Source organism: Pseudomonas sp. 7P_10.2_Bac1 (assembly GCF_025465935.1).
Classification (GTDB): Bacteria; Pseudomonadota; Gammaproteobacteria; order Pseudomonadales; family Pseudomonadaceae; genus Aquipseudomonas.
Genome location: NZ_JANLNV010000057.1, coordinates 52,179 through 69,462 on the forward strand (window position 1 = coordinate 52,179; position 17,284 = coordinate 69,462).

The following is a 17,284-nucleotide window of genomic DNA, read 5'->3' on the forward strand; positions in this document are numbered from 1 at the left end:
CATGGAAACCCGCGCCCATCATGTATTGATTGGCTTGTTCAGCGTGCTGGTTGTCGCAGGAGCCATGCTGTTTGGCCTGTGGCTGGCCAAATCGAGCATGGACGACACCTTCACCGATTACGAAGTGGTGTTCAACGAGGCAGTCAGCGGCTTGTCCAAAGGCAGCTCGGTGCAATACAACGGGATCAAGGTCGGTGACGTGATCGAACTGCGCCTGGACGATAAAGACCCGCGTCGCGTGCTGGCACGGGTTCGTCTGGCCGCCGGTACGCCGGTCAAAGTCGATACCAAGGCCAAGCTTGCACTGACCGGCGTGACCGGCACCTCGATCATCCAGCTCAGCGGTGGCGACCCGAACAGCCCGATGCTCAAAGGCAAGGACGGCAAATTGCCGGTGATTGTGGCCGCACCCTCGCCAATTGCCCGGCTGTTGACCGATGGCAACGACATGCTGGCCAACATCAATATCCTGCTGCACAACGCCAACCGGTTGTTCTCCCACGAGAACGTCGACAGCGTGGCCAAAACCCTGTCGAACTTTGAGCAGACCACCAGCGCCATTGCCGATCAGCGCAATGACATTGCCCAGACCCTCAAGCAGCTGTCACAAGTGGGCAAGCAAGCCTCGGCCACCCTTGAGCAAACCACCGCGCTGATGCGCAACGCCAATGGCTTGCTCAATAGCCAGGGCAAGCAAGTGTTCAACAGCGCAGAGCAGGCCATGCAGTCGCTGGAGCAGAGCACCGCGACCATCAACACGCTGATCAACAACAACGAAGCCTCGCTTAACAGCGGGCTGCAGGGGCTTAATCAGCTGGGCCCGGCGGTCAATGAGTTACGCGAGACGCTCAACACGCTGCGGGGCATTTCGCGGCGTCTGGAAGCCAACCCGAGCGGTTACTTGCTGGGCCGCGAGCAGAACAAGGAATTCACGCCATGATCCGACCTTATCGCCTGGCAGGCACATTCTTGCTGGCTGCCAGCCTGAGCCTGCTCAGTGCTTGCTCGATTTTCCCCAAGCCTGAGGTGGTGGATGTGTATCGGCTGCCCGGGGCGCAAGCACCGATTGCCGCCAGCCAAGGAGCGCCGGTGAAATGGTCATTGCGTCTGAACAAGCCGATGGCCAGCAACACCCTCAACAGCCAGAACATTGCCGTGGTGCCTGAGGGCAACCTGATCAGTAACTACAAAGGGGCGCGCTGGAGCGATCCGGCGCCGACCCTGGTGCGCAATCGCCTGTTGGATGCCTTCTTGCAGGACGGCCGGGTCCAGGCGCTGAGCACCGATGACAACAATTTGCAGTCCGACTACGAGTTAGGCGGCGAGTTGCTGGCGTTCCAGACGCATTACAACGGCAAGAGCCCGGAAGTTCTGGTGCAATACAACGCCCGCCTGGTGCGCAGCAGCGACCAGCGGATCATCAGCACCAAGCGTTTTGAAACCCGCCAGCCGCTGAGTAATCCGTTGGTGCCGCAGGTTGTCGCAGGCTTTGGCCAGGCGACAGACACGCTGATGCCACAAATGGTGCAGTGGGCGATCCAGCAAGGGCAAGCACACTCGCAACCTTGACATACCTGTGCAGGAGCGAGCTTGCCTCGTGATGGTTTGATCTTAAAAGACCGCGAGGTACGCTCGCTTTTACAGGATTTAGGCCTGGCTGAATTTATTGGCCAACTCGCGCAGCAGTACTTCGGCCTCCAGCACTTTGTTCACCGCGTCTTCGGCTTTTTCGCGGGTCACGTTCAAACGCTCGAACAGCGCATCAGGCAGCGGCGCATAAGCGCCGTGGCCAATCCCGCGATTGCGCAGCAAACCCAACGCCATGCACACCAGATTCGGGTATTCGGCATCGGCATCGGTGTAGTTCGGGTCATGTTGAAAGCGCAGCGCGGCGGTCAGCTCATCCGGCATACCCCAATGACGCATTAGCCAGGCGCCCATTTGCTCGCGGCTGATGCCCAGCAGGTGCTGTTCGATCACGCTGTGGCTGACGTGCGGGTTGACCTCGAGGTGGCGGCAAATAAGTGAGAAGTGCGGCGGAAACACATGGGCCAGCAACAGGTAGCCAAAGTTGTGCAGCAGCCCGGCCAGGTACGCCAACCCCGTCTCCGGGCGTTTGTCACGCGGCATGCTACGGGTCAGGCCTTCAATGACTGCGGCCGTGTAGATCGACTGCTGCCAGTACGGCGTGCTGGATTGCGGATGGTCCTTGGGCAGGCTCAGGGTTTTGCCCAGCGACAGGCTCAAGGCCAGGTTGATCACCAGATCGACCCCGAGCACACGCACGATGGCATCTTCAACCGAACGGATTTTGCTCGGCGCCGCGTAGTACGACGACGATGCCCAGCTCATGACTTGTGCCGCCAAGGCCGGGTCAGTTTCCACGACACTGGTGATTTCATCGATGCTGACTTCAGGATCAACCCGCAGACGCATGATTTTGCGTACGCTCTCGGCCAACGGCGGTATTTCGATGGTGGCTTCAAGGCGCTGCTGAATACGCCGCGCCGTAAAGGCCTGCACTGCCTGGCTGATGGCTGCGCTGTCGTCGTCCGGGCGGTTAAGGTTGAGACTGATGGCGCTCAATGGCTCGGCAAACCGCCCAGAGTTGGCGATCCCCAGCAAACGCTGGAAGTCTTCGCAGGTGACTTCCAGCAACAGGCCCGGCTCACCCGAACTGATCAGCAGCAGCGGCTGTTTCAGCAGTTGCTCTTCGTACAGGCACGATGAACGCGTCAGAGACGGCAGGCCCGGCAACAGGCTCAGGCCATGACGGTCGAGGATTTCGCGCAGCCGGCTCTGGGCAACGGCAGTCATGCGGCGCCCGATCAGGTCCGCCAAGCGGTTGAGGTCAAGCAATTGGCTCTGCGCGAACATCACCATCAAGGCGCCAGCCGTGTCATCAAGCAGCACGGCCTGGACCTTGCTGTCCGGGCTTAGCCCCGGGTGGTCAAGCACTTCGCGATAGGCAATAGCCCGCTCGTTGAGCAGTTGCTGAACAACAGGTGGCGTACTCGGCACGGCGAGGGCAACAGCGACTTTACTCATGGTCTGCATCCGATGTGTGCAACTCAAATTTGAAAACCCGGTACTGGATCGGCAGCGACTGAATTTACTGAACGGTCTTTTTTACACTTGACCGTATTGCTGACCATGACGTAACCAGCGATCCAGCAAGGGGCTAACGTGGCTTGGCCAGCGTTCCAGCAACGCCAGGGCGGCGTCGCGCACAGCGGGAAGCAGGTCGGCATCGCGCATCAAGTCGGCCACCTTGAATTGCAGCAGGCCAGTTTGCCGGGTGCCGAGCATTTCGCCTGGGCCGCGCAGTTCAAGGTCTTTTTCAGCGATCACAAAGCCATCGTTGGTCTCGCGCATGATGCCCAGGCGCTGACGACCGATTTGCGACAGCGGCGGATGATACAGCAGCACACAATGGCTGGCCGCGCTGCCCCGGCCCACACGCCCGCGCAACTGGTGCAGTTGGGATAAGCCGAGGCGCTCGGGGTTTTCGATGATCATCAGGCTGGCGTTGGGAACGTCCACGCCCACTTCAATCACAGTGGTTGCGACCAGCAATTGCAGTTCGCCAGCCTTGAATTGCGCCATGACCTCGGCTTTTTCAGCGGCTTTCATACGGCCATGGATCAGCCCGACGCGCAGTTCGCCCAGCGCGCTGGACAGGTCTTCAAAGGTGCTTTCGGCGGCCTGACAGGTCATCTCTTCGGATTCTTCAATCAGGGTGCAGACCCAATACGCCTGCCGCCCTTCGGCGCAGGCGGCGCGTACCCGTTCAATGACTTCCATGCGGCGGGTGTCGACCACCAGCACGGTGTTGACGGGCGTGCGCCCAGGCGGCAGCTCGTCGAGGATCGAAGTGTCGAGGTCGGCATAGGCACTCATGGCCAGGGTGCGGGGTATCGGGGTGGCCGTCATGATCAACTGGTGCGGGCACATGACACCGCCCACGCCTTTATTGCGCAAGGCCAGCCGTTGTTGCACGCCGAAGCGGTGCTGTTCGTCGATGATCACCAACGCCAGGTTCTTGAACTGCACCTGCTCCTGAAACAGCGCATGGGTGCCGACCACCATCGGTGCGCCATTGGCGATTTGCTCAAGCGATGCCGCCCGCGCCTTGCCCTTGAGTTTGCCGGCCAGCCAGGCGACTTCGATGCCCAGCGGCTCCAGCCAGCGTTTAAAGCTGATGAAATGCTGCTCGGCGAGGATTTCAGTGGGAGCCATCAAGGCCACCTGATAACCGACCTCCAGCGCCTGCAAGGCGGCCAGGGCCGCGACCACGGTTTTACCCGCGCCCACATCGCCCTGGATCAGGCGCAACATGGGCTCGGATTGGCTGAGGTCGTAAGCGATTTCATTGCCGACCCGCACTTGCGCGCCAGTGGGCGGGAAGCCCAGGTTGGCGAGGTATTGCTTGGGCAGCTTTTTGGCCTTGGGCAACGCCGGGGCTTGTTGCGAGCGCAGGCTCTCGCGCAGGCGTTGCTGCGAGAGCTGGTGAGTCAGCAGTTCTTCAAACGCCAGCCGGTGCTGGGCCCAGTGATGGCCCAGTGCGAGTTCTTCAACGTCAGCGTCAGCAGGCGGCTGATGCAAATAACGAATGGCCTCGTCCAGCGGGGCCAATTGGTATTCCTTGGCCAGTTCTGGTGGCAACCAGTCGGGCAAGCTGCGCGGCCCCAGCATCGCCAGGCTCTGCTGGCTGAGCTGGCGCAAACGCTGCTGCGTCAGGCCCTCGGTGGTGGGGTAGATCGGCGTCAGCGTGGTGTCGACAGGCGGCGGCTCCGCTCCGGTGATAGCGCGGTACTCGGGGTGGTAAATTTCCAGACCCGAGGCGCCCGGCCGTGCCTCGCCATAGCAGCGCACTTCGGTGCCGCGCTTGAGACTTTCTTTTTGCGCGTTGCTGAAGTGGTAGAAGCGCAGGCTCAAGCCGCCGGTGCCATCGTTGATGCGCACCAACAGACTGCGGCGCTTGCCCATCACTACGTCGACGCCAATCACCCGGCCTTCGACCACCGCGTCCTGACCGGGACGCAGCGCACCAATCGGCACCACGCGGGTGCGGTCCTGGTAGCGCAACGGCAAGTGGAAAAGCACATCCTGAACGGTTTCGAGCCCTACCTTGGCCAGCTTCTCGGCCATGGCCTCACCGACGCCCTTGAGCGCGGTGACCGACACGTTGGACAACTCAGTCATTTCAGCTTCTTAGGTCGCGACAGGTGGCTTGGCCACGGAACACAGGCGGATCGAGTCCGCGAGGATTTCGATGGCTTTTGGCCGTGGGAAGCTCGCACGCCAGGCGATGGCCACCGTGCGAAACGGTACCGGCGGGGTCAGCGGACGCACGGACAAAATGCCAGGGGCGTAATGGTGGCTGTCGACCGCCGACAACGGCAGGATCGAAATCCCCAACCCCGAGGCGACCATATGGCGGATGGTTTCCAGCGAACTGGACTCCACCGTGGTGTGCTTGGCGCCATCGGCCCCCTTGGTCAGCGTAGGGCACGCTTCCAGCACCTGATCGCGGAAGCAGTGGCCTTCACCCAGCAGCAGCAAGCTCTTGTCGTTGAGCAGGTTGGCGTCGATGGTTTCTTTTTTGCTCCACGGGTGTTCGCTCGGCATCAAGACGTAGAACGGCTCGTCGTAGAGCGGCAACGTCAAGACGTCGGCTTCCTGGAACGGCAGCGCGATGATGATCGCGTCCAGTTCGCCGTTGCGCAGTTTGTCGCGCAGCACGTGTGTGAAGTTTTCTTCGATGTACAACGGCATTTGCGGTGCGACCCGATGCAGTTGCGGAATAAGGTGTGGGAAAAGGTACGGACCAACGGTGTAAATCGCCCCCACCTTGAGCGGTGCGGTCAGTTGATTCTTCCCGGCCTGAGCCAGTTCGCGAATGCCTTGGGCCTGCTCAAGAACCTTTTGCGCCTGGGCAACGATGCCCTCACCCACAGGCGTGAGACGCACAGCGCTTTTGCTGCGCTCGAAAATCAGCACACCGAGTTCGTCTTCCAGCTTTTTCACGCCCACCGACAAGGTCGGTTGGCTAACGTGACAACGTTCGGCTGCGTGACCGAAGTGTTGCTCTTGGGCGAGCGTAACGATGTAGCGTAATTCGGTAAGAGTCATAACGGGCGTCCCTGTGTTTGCGGGCCAAGCATAACGGCTGCTATCGATAGACGCACGTTATCACTCATTGCCTACGGAACCACAGTGACTGCGGCACGTATTCATGTTCAAGCATCAACTGGGTGAGCCGCCTGTGTAGTCGCTGACCAAGCATGGGGCTGCGAGGGGTTGCGAAGCGCCTCTGAGCGGCGACGACAGGGAGCGGGGCCAATATGTACAAAGGGCACCCTGGGGTGCCCTTTGTGGTGTTAACGCCGACGTTTATCGATGGAATAAACGAACGGAGCCACGATTTCGATGCTGCCGTTAGTGAGCATTTCAGGCGGCGGCTTGGGCAATGGTTGTGCCCGGCGAATCATTTCCAGGGTGGCCCGGTCCAGATCCGCGTTGCCGGAGCGGCCTACCAGCTCGTAGGACAGCACCTTGCCTTCGGCATCCACGACGAAGCGCAGACGGTTCAGACCTTCTTTGCCCCGCGACTGAGCGGCGGGCGGGTACTTCTTGTACTTGCCCAAGTGGGCCAGCAACGTACCTTCCCAGCTGGCTTTGGCGGCCAGTTGTTGTGGCGACGGGCCTGGAGCCGGCGCAGCAGACTTCTCGCTCGGCGCCTTGGTCGGCGTTGCGTCGCTAGGTTTATCTTCTGACGGCTTTTCCTTGACCGGCTCAGGTTTTTCCACAGGCTTGGGCGGCTGAGGCTTCTGCTTGGGCTTAACCGGTTTGGGCACAGCAATCTTGGGTTTGGGCGCTTCGGCCAGCTTGGGTATCGGCAACTCTTCCACGGGAGCCGGCGGTTGTGGCGGGGTCACCACTTTCGGCGGCGCAGGCGGAGGCGGCTCTGGCATCGGCGCCAGATCCACCATCATGGCTTGCGGCGGAAGTTCGATAGGCCGTGGGTTAGACCAATTCAGGGCAAGAGCCACTGCCACAGCATGAATCGCCAGCACCACGGCCAAGCTGATTGCGTAACGCGTCATCTTTTGGCGCGCTATGGTCATTTCTTGGCTGCCGTCTCTAGTCCGACCAGACCGACCTTCAAGTAACCAGCTGCGCGCAATGCATCCATCACGCTCATCAAATCACCGTAATCCACACCTTTGTCTGCCTGGAAGAAGATCGTCGTGTCCTTGTTGTTGTGAGTCCTGGCATCCAGGGTCGGGCCCAATGCTTCAACCGTGACCGGCTCTTCGCCCAGATATAGGCGCTGGTCAGCTTTGACGCTGAGGAACACCGGTTTCTCGGGTCGCGGTGCCGGTTTGGCGGTCGAAGCGGGCAGGTCAACCTTGATATCAACAGTCGCCAGCGGTGCCGCCACCATGAAGATGATCAGCAGTACCAGCATCACGTCAATAAAAGGGGTGACGTTGATTTCATGGTTCTCGGCGAGATCGTCATCGCCTTCTTTTAAATGCAGGCCCATGGCCGATTACCCCACTTTCACCATGTGCGGTTGCGAGCTGCGCTCGGGCGGCAGGTGATCGAGGTCACGACTAACCAGCAGCAACACTTCTGCCGATGCATCCGCCACCTGAGCCTTGTAGCCGGTGATGGAGCGGGCGAATACGTTATAAATCACCACCGCAGGAATCGCAGCCACCAGGCCCAAAGCGGTTGCCAGCAAGGCCTCGGCGATACCGGGTGCAACGACGGCCAGGTTGGTGGTTTGGGTTTTGGCGATGCCGATGAAGGAGTTCATGATGCCCCATACGGTACCGAACAGACCGACGAACGGTGCTGTGGAACCGATGGTCGCCAGCACGCCGGTGCCGCTGCTCATGTTACGACCGCAGGCCGCCACCAGACGCTCAAGGCGGAAGCTGACACGCTCCTTGATACCTTCTTTTTCACGGCTGTTGGCCGACAGGCGCATTTCTTCCATGGCGTCCTGTACCAACAGGTGCGCGAGGGTGCCTTCTTTGGCTGCTGTTTCGCTGGCTTCTTGAAGTGTGCGGGCTTTTTTCAGGTTGGCGATTTCGCCGCGCAGGCGACGCTTGGCGCCCATCACTTCAAAGCCTTTGGCGATCCAGATGGTCCAGGTGATGATCGAGGCGATTGCCAGGCCGATCATCACGAGTTTCACAACAATGTCAGCGTTTTTGTACATGCCCCAAGGGGACAGGTCATGGGCCATGCCCAAGCTGTTATCTTCTTCGGCCACGACTTGCGATGCTTCATCAGCCGGAGCGCCAGCGCCTTCAGCGGGGGCTGGGTCTGTCGCAGCCGGTGCAGCAACAGGCGCCGCAGCCTCCGTGGCGGAGTGCACAGCCGGTGTGGCAGGTTCGTCGGCAAAGGCCGCCGCTGGTGCCAGCATAAGGCTGAACATCAGCGCCGCAAGCCCACGCCATAGACGTGAAGGGCTCGAAAGCTGGGTTGGCGAAGCGGAGGGTTGATTGCGTGTCATGCTAGCCGGACCTGAAGAAAGTAAAGAAGAAATGCCCTACAGCGCGTCTTAAGACCCAGGGCAAACGATGCGTTATTATTGCAAGTAATTCTTGTTAACAAAAGCAAATGCACTTGTTTTTTTCAAATGTCACGATCTTGAGCGTGACCGCACAGCCATTTTTGTAACATTTCGTAAGGAGCTTAAGATGTCCAAACCCACAGCGCTGATTGTCGGTTGCGGTGATGTCGGGAGTCGTCTGGCCACTCAGTTGCTTGAGCGTGGCTGGCAAGTCTATGGGTTGCGCCGTTCGATAGATCGCTTGCCTGCCGGGGCCATCGGTGTTGCGGGCGACCTCTTCAACCAGACGTGCCCGGCCAACTGGCCGACCGGTCAGCTTGATTACCTGGTGTACAGCACCGCTGCCACCGAACATGACGAAGCCGGCTATCAGGCCGCGTATGTCGAGGGCTTGAAACATACCCTGAGCTGGCTCAAACAACACGTCCAACAACCCAAGCGCTTGCTGTTTGTGTCCAGCAGCGGAGTGTATGTGCAGCAAGACGGGGAATGGGTAGATGAAACCTCACCCGCAGAATCAACCAACTACTCCGGCCGGATCATGCTCGAGGCTGAGCAGATAGCCCTGCACAGTGGCGTGCCGGCCAGCGTCGTGCGCCTGACTGGTATTTATGGGCCGGGGCGTGAATGGTTGCTGGGGCAAGTGCGCAAGGGTTATCGCGTGGCCGTCAATCCACCGCTGTATGGCAACCGGATTCACGCCGATGACGCAGCCGGGCTTTTGGCCTTCTTGCTGGAAGCAGACCGACAAGGCAAGGCTTTGGACGACTGCTATATAGGTGTTGATAACGAACCCGCGCCGCTGGCCGAGGTGGTGGACTGGTTGCGTGAGCGCCTGGGCGTGACCGAATGGGCCGAAGAGGCGAGCGTGCGCCGTGCGGGCAGTAAGCGTTGCAGCAACGCGCGGGCTAAAGCATTGGGCTGGGAGCCGCGCTATTCGAGCTATCGCGAGGGCTATGCAGCGATTCTTGACGCTATTACACCGTAAGAGCTGTCGAGGCACGAAGGCTGCGATCTTTTGAAGATCAAAAGATCGCGAGGCAAGCTCGCTCCTACAGGATGAACTGCCCCAAACAGTTGGATGGGTGTCCAACTTTTTGGGGGCAGTTCAGGAGCGGGGTTGGCTTTTAGGGCTGTTTCTCTAGCACCCATTCCTGTTTGCCAGGGTAAAACTGGGGCATTTCGTCAGGCTTGGCCGAGTCCAGCGCCTGGAAGATTTCAAGTCGGCGGCCATTTCGCATAAATAGATGTGCAGCGCCGATTTCATCCTGTTGCAGCCACAGGCTGTCGTACTCGCCACTCATCGAGGCGCAGTCACCTGCCAGGCACAGGGCATAGGCGTTGTAATTGGCCAGGCCTTTGATTTGCCCATCCGGCATAAAGGTGACCGTATTGCCCTGCCCCGGGCCGCTGATCACGCGCCACTCACCGCCCAAATAGGCTGCCTTGAGCGCGTACTCGAAATGAGTGCCCAAAGGCGCATCCCGGGTCAGATGCACAGGCGAGCGAACAAACGATTGTTGCGGGTCGGAGTCAGAAGCGGCCTGGGTCAGCCCGATACCTTTGAGGCTCAGCTCAATGGCCGAACTGCCGTATAAGTCCACTTGCCAGACACCCTTCTTCTCAGGTGCCAACTTGCCTTCTACCCACTCAAAGCCGTTGGTGTAGTTGGCCTTGGCGTTCTTGGCGTCGATGTCCCATTCAAGATTCGGCCCGTAAGCCAGCAAGGCTTCACGCAGGTTGCCACCTTTGGCGGCCTCATCGATTGCCGCCTGGTTAATCCAGACGCCACTGATATCGCGGGGTGCAGGGTCGCTGGCACAACCAACCAAAAAAACGGCGAGCAGTGACCAGGCTAGCGCTTTGCGCATAGTGGAATCCTTTTAAAGCAGGGGGGTGGCGCAGCAGGAGAGGCTGCGCCGAGGGTGTTACTCGAGTACCAGAATGGCATCCATCTCAACTTGCGAACCCTTTGGCAAGGCGGCAACACCGATGGCTGCGCGCGCTGGGTAAGGTTGTTCGAAGTACTTGCCCATGATCTCGTTGACCTTGGCGAAGTGGCTCAGGTCGGTCAGGAAGATGTTCAGCTTGACGATGTCTTTGAACGAGCCACCCGCTGCTTCAGCTACCGACTTGAGGTTTTCAAATACCTGAATGGTCTGGGCTTCAAAGCCTTCAACCAGTTCCATGGTTTTTGGGTCCAGCGGGATTTGACCGGACATGTAGACAGTATTGCCAGCTTTGATCGCCTGAGAGTAGGTGCCGATTGCAGCAGGTGCCTTATCGCTGGTGATTACAGTCTTGGACATGGGTGACTCCTTGTAATTAGGTGGCTACGCACGCATACGGGTAATGCGGATGACCCCGGTGAGGGCGCGCAGTTTTTTGATCACACGAGCCAGATGCACACGGTCGTGCACGCTGACTACCAGTTGGACCACGCTGATACGACCATCGCGTTCGTCCATGCTGATCTTTTCGATGTTGCCGTCGGCGGCGTTGACGCTGCTGGCCAGCAATGCGATCAAGCCGCGCTGGTGTTCCAGCTCGACGCGCAATTCGACGTTGAATTCGCCCGTAACGTCCTTGGCCCATGATAGCTGGACGCATTTTTCAGGGTTATGACGGATTTCACTGATATTGCGGCAGTTGTCCAGGTGCACAACCATGCCTTTGCCCGCAGACAAGTGGCCAACAATCGGGTCGCCCGGAATCGGCGTGCAGCATTTGGCGTAGCTGAGCACCAGACCTTCTGTACCGCGAATTGCCAGCGGGCCTTCGGGGCTCGGCAGTTGCTCGCCCTCGCCCAGCAAGCGTCGGGCCACAACGTAAGCCATGCGGTTACCCAAGCCAATGTCTTCGAGCAGGTCTTCGATGTGTTCCAGGCGATATTCCTGGAGCATGGCCTGGACGCGCTCGGCGGGGATTTGGTCCAGCGCGCTGTTGAATCCGTTGAGCACTTTGTTCAGCAGGCGTTCGCCCAGGCTGATGGATTCGGATCGACGCTGCAGTTTGAGTGCGTGGCGAATGTGCGTGCGTGCCTTGCCGGTCACCACAAAGTTGAGCCAGGCCGGGTTCGGGCGGGCGCCCGGGGCACTGACAATCTCGACCGTGGAGCCGCTTTGCAGGGGCTCGGACAGCGGCGCGAGACGACGGTTGATCCGGCACGCGATGCAGCTGTTGCCGACGTCGGTGTGTACCGCGTAGGCAAAGTCGACCGCCGTGGAGCCTTTGGGCAGCTCCATGATCCGGCCTTTAGGCGTAAAGACGTAGACCTCGTCCGGGAACAGATCGATTTTGACGCTTTCGATAAATTCGAGGGAGTTGCCGGCGCGCTGCTGCATCTCGAGCACGCCCTTGACCCATTGTCGCGCCCGGGCGTGAGTCCCGGTGTGTTGCTCGTCGCCACTGGATTTGTACAACCAGTGCGCGGCAATCCCGTTGTTGGCCATTTCTTCCATTTCACGGGTACGGATCTGAATCTCGATCGGTACACCGTGCATGCCAAACAGCGTGGTGTGCAACGACTGATAGCCGTTGGCTTTGGGAATCGCGATGTAATCCTTGAAGCGTCCCGGCAGGGGTTTGTACAAATTATGTACAGCGCCCAATACGCGGTAGCAGGTGTCTACTTTGTCGACGATGATCCGGAACGCATACACGTCCATGATCTCGTTGAACGCACGACGCTTGCCGCGCATCTTTTTATAGATTCCGTAGATGTGCTTTTGACGCCCGCTCACCTCACCCTGAATGCCGTCAACGGCCAGACAGTGGCTGAGCGATTCTTCGATTTTGTTGACGATTTCTTTGCGGTTGCCCCGGGCGCGCTTGACCGCCTGATAAATGCGCGCAGAGCGCATCGGGTACATCGCCTTGAAACCGAGGTCTTCGAATTCGATACGAATGTTGTGCATACCCAGCCGGTTGGCGATGGGCGCGTAGATTTCCAGGGTTTCCTTGGCAATCCGCCGGCGTTTTTCGCCGGACAACACTTCGAGGGTACGCATGTTGTGCAAGCGGTCCGCCAGCTTGACCAGAATCACCCGAATGTCGCGGGCCATGGCCATGGCCATTTTCTGGAAGTTTTCAGCTTGGGCTTCGGCTTTGGTTTCGAAGTTCATCTGGGTCAGCTTACTGACGCCATCGACCAGTTCGGCCACGGTTTCGCCGAACTGCGCAACCAGCGCTTCCTTGGCAATTCCGGTGTCTTCGATCACGTCATGCAGCATGGCCGCCATCAGGCTCTGATGGTCCATATGCATGTCGGCAAGGATGTTGGCCACTGCCAGCGGGTGCGTGACATAAGGCTCGCCGCTACGTCGGCGTTGGCCGTCGTGGGCTTGTTCTGCGTAAAAATACGCTCGTCGGACCAGATTGACCTGGTCCGCACTGAGGTAGGTCGACAAGCTGTCGGCGAGGGCGTCTATGCTCGGCATGAGGGAGCCTCCTGCCAAAACTGTGAACCCTTCGCCGTACTACGTCGACCGGGCATAGGCTTAGTTCGCCTCGTTGGACTCGTCCTCGAACGCTGCAAACAGCGGTTCGTCTTCGACGATTTCAGCGTTGGCGATAAACTCGTAGCTCATCAGGCCTTCTGCGATTTCACGCAGGGCAACGACGGTAGGCTTATCGTTTTCCCACTGAACCAGAGGCTCTTTACCACCGGTGGCCAGTTGACGGGCACGCTTGGTAGACAGCATGACCAGCTCAAAGCGGTTATCCACGTGTTCTAGACAGTCTTCAACGGTTACGCGGGCCATGGTCTTCCTCGTAGCAAATGCAATGTGCGCGCTGCCCGGATGGGCGAGCGGACTCAACAGTTTAAAAAATCACCAGCGATTAGGGAAGCGCTGATTTTTCACGCGCCCTGCCCATAGCCTCTGTAAGTGCCAATTTAAAGCCCTTGCAGGGGTTTTGGGAAGTGCTGTTTAGCCAAGCAGTTCGGCCAGTAATTTACCAAAACGCTGCTGCTGGCGTTTCTGCTGCAGACGATTGGCATGGAAAATGGCCTTCAGGTCATCAAGTGCCAACGCAAAGTCGTCGTTGATGATCAGGTAGTCATAGTCGACGTAGTGACTCATTTCACTCACGGCTTCGCGCATACGGCCGTCAATAATCTCGGCACTGTCCTGCCCGCGATTGTCCAGACGATCACGCAAGGCCTGTTGGCTCGGCGGCAGGATAAAGATTGAACGCGCTTGAGGCATCAGCTTGCGGACCTGCTCGGCGCCTTGCCAGTCGATCTCCAGAATCAGGTCGTGACCTTCATCGAGGGTTTGCTGCAGGTAGCTTTGCGACGTGCCATACAGATTGCCAAACACCTCGGCACGCTCAAGAAAATCACCGTGCTCGATCATCTTCACGAACTCTTCGCGTTCGACGAAGTGATAGTGCACGCCGTTCTCTTCACCGGGGCGCTTGGCCCGGGTGGTGTGCGACACCGAGACGCGAATGTGCGGCTCAACGTCGATCAGGGCCTTGACCAGGCTGCTTTTCCCGGCCCCTGAAGGAGCGGAAATAATGTAGAGAGTGCCAGTGCTGTGGGTCATGTCGGGGTGAGCCTTACTCAATATTCTGTACTTGTTCGCGCATCTGCTCGATCAACACTTTGAGGTTGACCGCCGCCTGGGTACTACGCGGGTCGAATGCCTTGGAACCGAGGGTGTTGGCCTCCCGGTTGAGTTCTTGCATCAGGAAGTCGAGGCGACGGCCGGCAGCACCGCCCGACTTGAGCACGCGCCGCACTTCCAGAATGTGGGTGCTCAGACGGTCCAGCTCTTCTGCGACGTCACTCTTTTGCGCGAGCAAGACCATTTCTTGCTCAAGGCGCTGAGGGTCCAGCTCGGCTTTCATGTCGGCGAAGCGATCCAGCACCTTCTGCCGCTGGGTGGCGAGCATTTGCGGCACCAGCTCACGCAAGGTGTCTACGTCGCTTTCGATGGCGCTCAAACGGTCATTGATCAAGCGCGCCAACTCTGCGCCTTCGCGCTCACGACCATTTTTGAGCTCTTGCAGGCCTTGCTTGAACAACGCCAGCGCCTGTGTGTTCAGGGCTTGAGGGTCGGCCGCATCGGCCACCAGCACTCCAGGCCAGGCCAGGACTTCTAGCGGATTCAGCGCTGCGGGCTGCTTGATCAGGCCGGCGATGGTTTCGGCCGCGGCCACCAGTTGTGCAGCACGCTCGCGATTGACTTGCAGCGGTTTGCCGGTGCTTTCTTCGGTGAAGCGCAAGGTGCACTCCAACTTGCCACGGGAGATACCCTGGCGCAGCGCTTCTCGCACCGCACCTTCGAGCTCGCGAAAGGACTCCGGCAAACGCAGGTGTGGCTCCAGGTAGCGGCTGTTGACCGAGCGCAGCTCCCAGCTCAGGGTGCCCTGAGCGCCAGCGCTTTCGACGCGGGCAAAGGCGGTCATGCTGTGCACCATGGAGGTACCTCGCGATCTGATGAATGAAGCCGGACGGCTATTAAGGGGGCGGATTGTAGCGCAGTGCAGCAGATGGCCCCAAATTACGTCTGTCGCAAAGGCGTTGCAGGCCTGGATTGTTTTTAAATGTGCCCGGATTGATCTCGGCCTTTATAATGCTCGGCAGTTTTCCGTCCCGTACAGGTATCCCACATGAAACGTCCAAGTGGTCGCGCTGCCGATCAGCTCCGTCCGATCCGCATCACCCGCAACTACACCAAACACGCAGAGGGCTCTGTACTGGTCGAGTTCGGTGACACTAAAGTCATTTGTACCGTCAGCGTCGAGAACGGTGTACCGCGCTTCCTCAAAGGTCAGGGCCAAGGCTGGCTGACCGCCGAATACGGCATGTTGCCGCGTGCCACTGGCGAACGTAACCAGCGTGAAGCCAGCCGTGGCAAACAAGGCGGCCGCACCCTCGAAATCCAGCGCCTGATCGGCCGCTCGCTGCGCGCTGCACTGGACATGTCCAAACTGGGCGATATCACCCTCTACGTCGATTGCGACGTGATTCAGGCAGATGGCGGTACTCGTACCGCATCGATCACCGGCGCCATGGTTGCCTTGGTTGATGCCCTCAAAGTGATCAAAAAGCGTGGCGGCCTCAAAGGTGGCGACCCGATCAAGCAAATGATTGCCGCCGTATCAGTGGGCATCTACCAGGGCGAGCCGGTACTGGATCTGGACTATCTTGAAGATTCGGCAGCCGAAACCGACCTGAACGTCGTGATGACCAGCACCGGTGGTTTCATTGAAGTTCAGGGCACTGCCGAAGGCGCACCATTCCAGCCGCAAGAGCTGAACGCTATGCTGGCACTGGCTCAACAAGGCATGACCGAAATCTTCGCACTGCAACAAGCGGCATTGGCTGACTGATTGCCAACCGCCTGGATGATCGACAGGAGAACGCCATGACAGAACTCGACCTTTCAAATCCCAAACCGAGCCGCGAAGCTCGCCAATGGGCAATGTTTTGTCACTTTGCGGCGTTCTTGGGGATGTGGTTTCCGTTTGGCAACCTGATTGGGCCGCTGATCATTTGGCAGCTCAAGCGCGAGAGCGATCCCTTTGTTGACGAACAGGGCAAGGAAGCCCTGAACTTTCAGATCACCGTGGCGATTGCTTCGGCCATTTGCTACGTGCTGATGTTTGTACTGATTGGCTTCGTCTTGCTTGGCCTGCTGTTCATCGGCGCCGTGGTGCTGGTGGTGATTGCCGGTGTCAAAGCCAATGACGGGGTGGCCTACCGCTACCCATTCACCTGGCGGCCGATCAAGTAAACCCCAGATTTGCCTCGCGATCTTTTAGATCAAAAGATCGCGAGGCAAGCTCGCCCCTACCGGTTTTTCAGACGGTTGTTACGCCGTAGCGGGCGGCGGGTTTGTTGTGCGAGAGGTTGGGTAACAGCGCTTGGCGCGCCGCATCAAAGGCCGCCCAATCTGCGCTGTCCGGTAACGCCGGAACGGTGACGTGCTCACCTTGTGCCAGACCGGCCAAGGCGGCATCGACCATGTTTTCGGCGCTCATGACAATCGCCTCCGGCAAAGCGTCCACCGACGAACCGGCAACATCCCAGAACTCGGTGGCTGTCGCACCTGGCAGCACGACCTGAACCTTGACTCCTTTGTCACTGAGTTCATGTTGGAGCGATTCACTGAGTGCCAGCACAAACGCCTTGGTCCCGCCGTACACACTGTTCAATAATTTTGGCGCAACGGCAACGACGGAAGCGATATTGATGATCGTGCCGCGCCCCTGTTCAACGAAGTTACCGGCAGCGGCCTTGGCCAATCGAGTCAATGCCAGCACGTTCAGCAAAATCATCGCATCCATCGCGTCTGCCGACGACTCCAGCAACGAAGTGCTCGCTCCGACTCCCGCATTGTTGACCAGCAGGGTAATACGCGGGTCTTCCTGCAACAGGCTGGCTACACGCTTCAGGTCGGCGGACTGGCTAAGGTCGGCGACCACCACCTGGACATCCCGTCCGGTTTGCGACGTCAACTGCGCTGCCAAGCGCTCCAGCCGCTGTTGGTTACGGGCAACCAGAATCAGGTCATAGCCATCACGCGCCAAACGATCGGCATAAACTGCACCAATCCCCGAAGAGGCCCCCGTAATCAGGGCATAGCCTTTACGTTCACTCATGACGTTGCTCCAAAATGGCCGGGTAAGGAGTCGGCCTTGTTAGCGTTGAGGTTATGAGCGTATGGTGATGGCTGC

The 17,284-nt window shown here is 59.0% G+C and carries 18 protein-coding genes; 5 read left to right on the top strand and 13 right to left on the bottom strand.

Annotated elements, in window-relative coordinates; all coding sequences use genetic code 11:
* The first annotated feature begins 1 nt into the window (after position 1).
* A complete protein-coding gene (locus tag NTD86_RS09580; RefSeq protein ID WP_262201965.1) occupies positions 2–940 on the top strand; it encodes an MlaD family protein in 939 nt (312 codons plus the stop codon).
* Complete coding sequence (locus tag NTD86_RS09585) at positions 937–1,569, top strand: ABC-type transport auxiliary lipoprotein family protein (RefSeq protein WP_262201966.1); 633 nt, start codon at positions 937–939, stop codon at positions 1,567–1,569. Before NTD86_RS09580 ends, NTD86_RS09585 begins: the two co-directional genes overlap by 4 nt.
* Before the next feature lie 78 nt (positions 1,570–1,647).
* Here the strand turns inward: NTD86_RS09585 and NTD86_RS09590 are convergent, their stop codons facing one another.
* The 6 genes from NTD86_RS09590 to exbB all read right to left on the bottom strand — a co-directional run bounded on the left by NTD86_RS09590 (position 1,648) and on the right by exbB (position 8,533).
* Positions 1,648–3,048, bottom strand: a complete 1,401-nt coding sequence (locus NTD86_RS09590; RefSeq protein ID WP_262201967.1) for an aminoacyl-tRNA deacylase and HDOD domain-containing protein — start codon at positions 3,046–3,048, stop codon at positions 1,648–1,650.
* A gap of 81 nt (positions 3,049–3,129) precedes the next feature.
* A complete protein-coding gene (gene recG / locus NTD86_RS09595; protein WP_262201968.1) occupies positions 3,130–5,205 on the bottom strand; it encodes an ATP-dependent DNA helicase RecG in 2,076 nt (691 codons plus the stop codon).
* 9 nt (positions 5,206–5,214) lie between these two features.
* Positions 5,215–6,135, bottom strand: coding sequence for a hydrogen peroxide-inducible genes activator (locus tag NTD86_RS09600; protein WP_262201969.1), 921 nt, complete (start codon positions 6,133–6,135; stop codon positions 5,215–5,217).
* A gap of 248 nt (positions 6,136–6,383) precedes the next feature.
* The gene (locus NTD86_RS09605; protein WP_262201970.1) at positions 6,384–7,130 is read right to left on the bottom strand and encodes a TonB family protein; all 747 of its coding nucleotides are present in this window, start codon (positions 7,128–7,130) and stop codon (positions 6,384–6,386) included.
* Positions 7,127–7,552: a TonB system transport protein ExbD gene (gene exbD / locus NTD86_RS09610; RefSeq protein WP_019828186.1), complete on the bottom strand. Its 426-nt coding sequence runs from the start codon at positions 7,550–7,552 to the stop codon at positions 7,127–7,129. The genes NTD86_RS09605 and exbD overlap by 4 nt, the downstream gene beginning before the upstream one ends.
* A 6-nt stretch (positions 7,553–7,558) precedes the next feature.
* Positions 7,559–8,533, bottom strand: coding sequence for a tonB-system energizer ExbB (exbB, locus tag NTD86_RS09615; protein WP_262201971.1), 975 nt, complete (start codon positions 8,531–8,533; stop codon positions 7,559–7,561).
* Positions 8,534–8,720: 187 nt separating this feature from the next.
* Between exbB and NTD86_RS09620 the strand changes: the two genes are divergently transcribed.
* Positions 8,721–9,581, top strand: a complete 861-nt coding sequence (locus tag NTD86_RS09620) for an SDR family oxidoreductase (protein WP_262201972.1) — start codon at positions 8,721–8,723, stop codon at positions 9,579–9,581.
* Between the two features lie 139 nt (positions 9,582–9,720).
* On the opposite strand, the gene NTD86_RS09625 is transcribed toward NTD86_RS09620, so the two are convergent.
* The 6 genes from NTD86_RS09625 to NTD86_RS09650 all read right to left on the bottom strand — a co-directional run bounded on the left by NTD86_RS09625 (position 9,721) and on the right by NTD86_RS09650 (position 15,022).
* Positions 9,721–10,464, bottom strand: a complete 744-nt coding sequence (locus NTD86_RS09625) for a hypothetical protein (protein WP_262201973.1) — start codon at positions 10,462–10,464, stop codon at positions 9,721–9,723.
* Between the two features lie 57 nt (positions 10,465–10,521).
* Complete coding sequence (locus NTD86_RS09630) at positions 10,522–10,902, bottom strand: RidA family protein (RefSeq protein WP_153432836.1); 381 nt, start codon at positions 10,900–10,902, stop codon at positions 10,522–10,524.
* A gap of 24 nt (positions 10,903–10,926) precedes the next feature.
* Positions 10,927–13,032 (bottom strand): bifunctional GTP diphosphokinase/guanosine-3',5'-bis pyrophosphate 3'-pyrophosphohydrolase, encoded by a 2,106-nt coding sequence (gene spoT / locus NTD86_RS09635; protein WP_262201974.1) that lies wholly within the window; start codon positions 13,030–13,032, stop codon positions 10,927–10,929.
* Positions 13,033–13,092: 60 nt separating this feature from the next.
* A complete protein-coding gene (gene rpoZ / locus NTD86_RS09640) occupies positions 13,093–13,356 on the bottom strand; it encodes a DNA-directed RNA polymerase subunit omega (RefSeq protein WP_016782707.1) in 264 nt (87 codons plus the stop codon).
* Between the two features lie 168 nt (positions 13,357–13,524).
* Positions 13,525–14,145, bottom strand: coding sequence for a guanylate kinase (gmk, locus tag NTD86_RS09645; RefSeq protein WP_262201975.1), 621 nt, complete (start codon positions 14,143–14,145; stop codon positions 13,525–13,527).
* Positions 14,146–14,158: 13 nt separating this feature from the next.
* On the bottom strand, positions 14,159–15,022 hold the full coding sequence (locus NTD86_RS09650; protein ID WP_262201976.1) for a YicC/YloC family endoribonuclease: 864 nt from the start codon (positions 15,020–15,022) through the stop codon (positions 14,159–14,161).
* Positions 15,023–15,214: 192 nt separating this feature from the next.
* Here NTD86_RS09650 and rph point away from each other — a divergent pair, with 192 nt between their 5' ends.
* Complete coding sequence (gene rph, locus NTD86_RS09655; RefSeq protein WP_262201977.1) at positions 15,215–15,937, top strand: ribonuclease PH; 723 nt, start codon at positions 15,215–15,217, stop codon at positions 15,935–15,937.
* A gap of 35 nt (positions 15,938–15,972) precedes the next feature.
* Complete coding sequence (locus NTD86_RS09660; protein WP_262201978.1) at positions 15,973–16,341, top strand: DUF4870 domain-containing protein; 369 nt, start codon at positions 15,973–15,975, stop codon at positions 16,339–16,341.
* Positions 16,342–16,408: 67 nt separating this feature from the next.
* On the opposite strand, the gene NTD86_RS09665 is transcribed toward NTD86_RS09660, so the two are convergent.
* Positions 16,409–17,209: an SDR family NAD(P)-dependent oxidoreductase gene (locus NTD86_RS09665; RefSeq protein WP_262201979.1), complete on the bottom strand. Its 801-nt coding sequence runs from the start codon at positions 17,207–17,209 to the stop codon at positions 16,409–16,411.
* Positions 17,210–17,284: the final 75 nt, after the last annotated feature.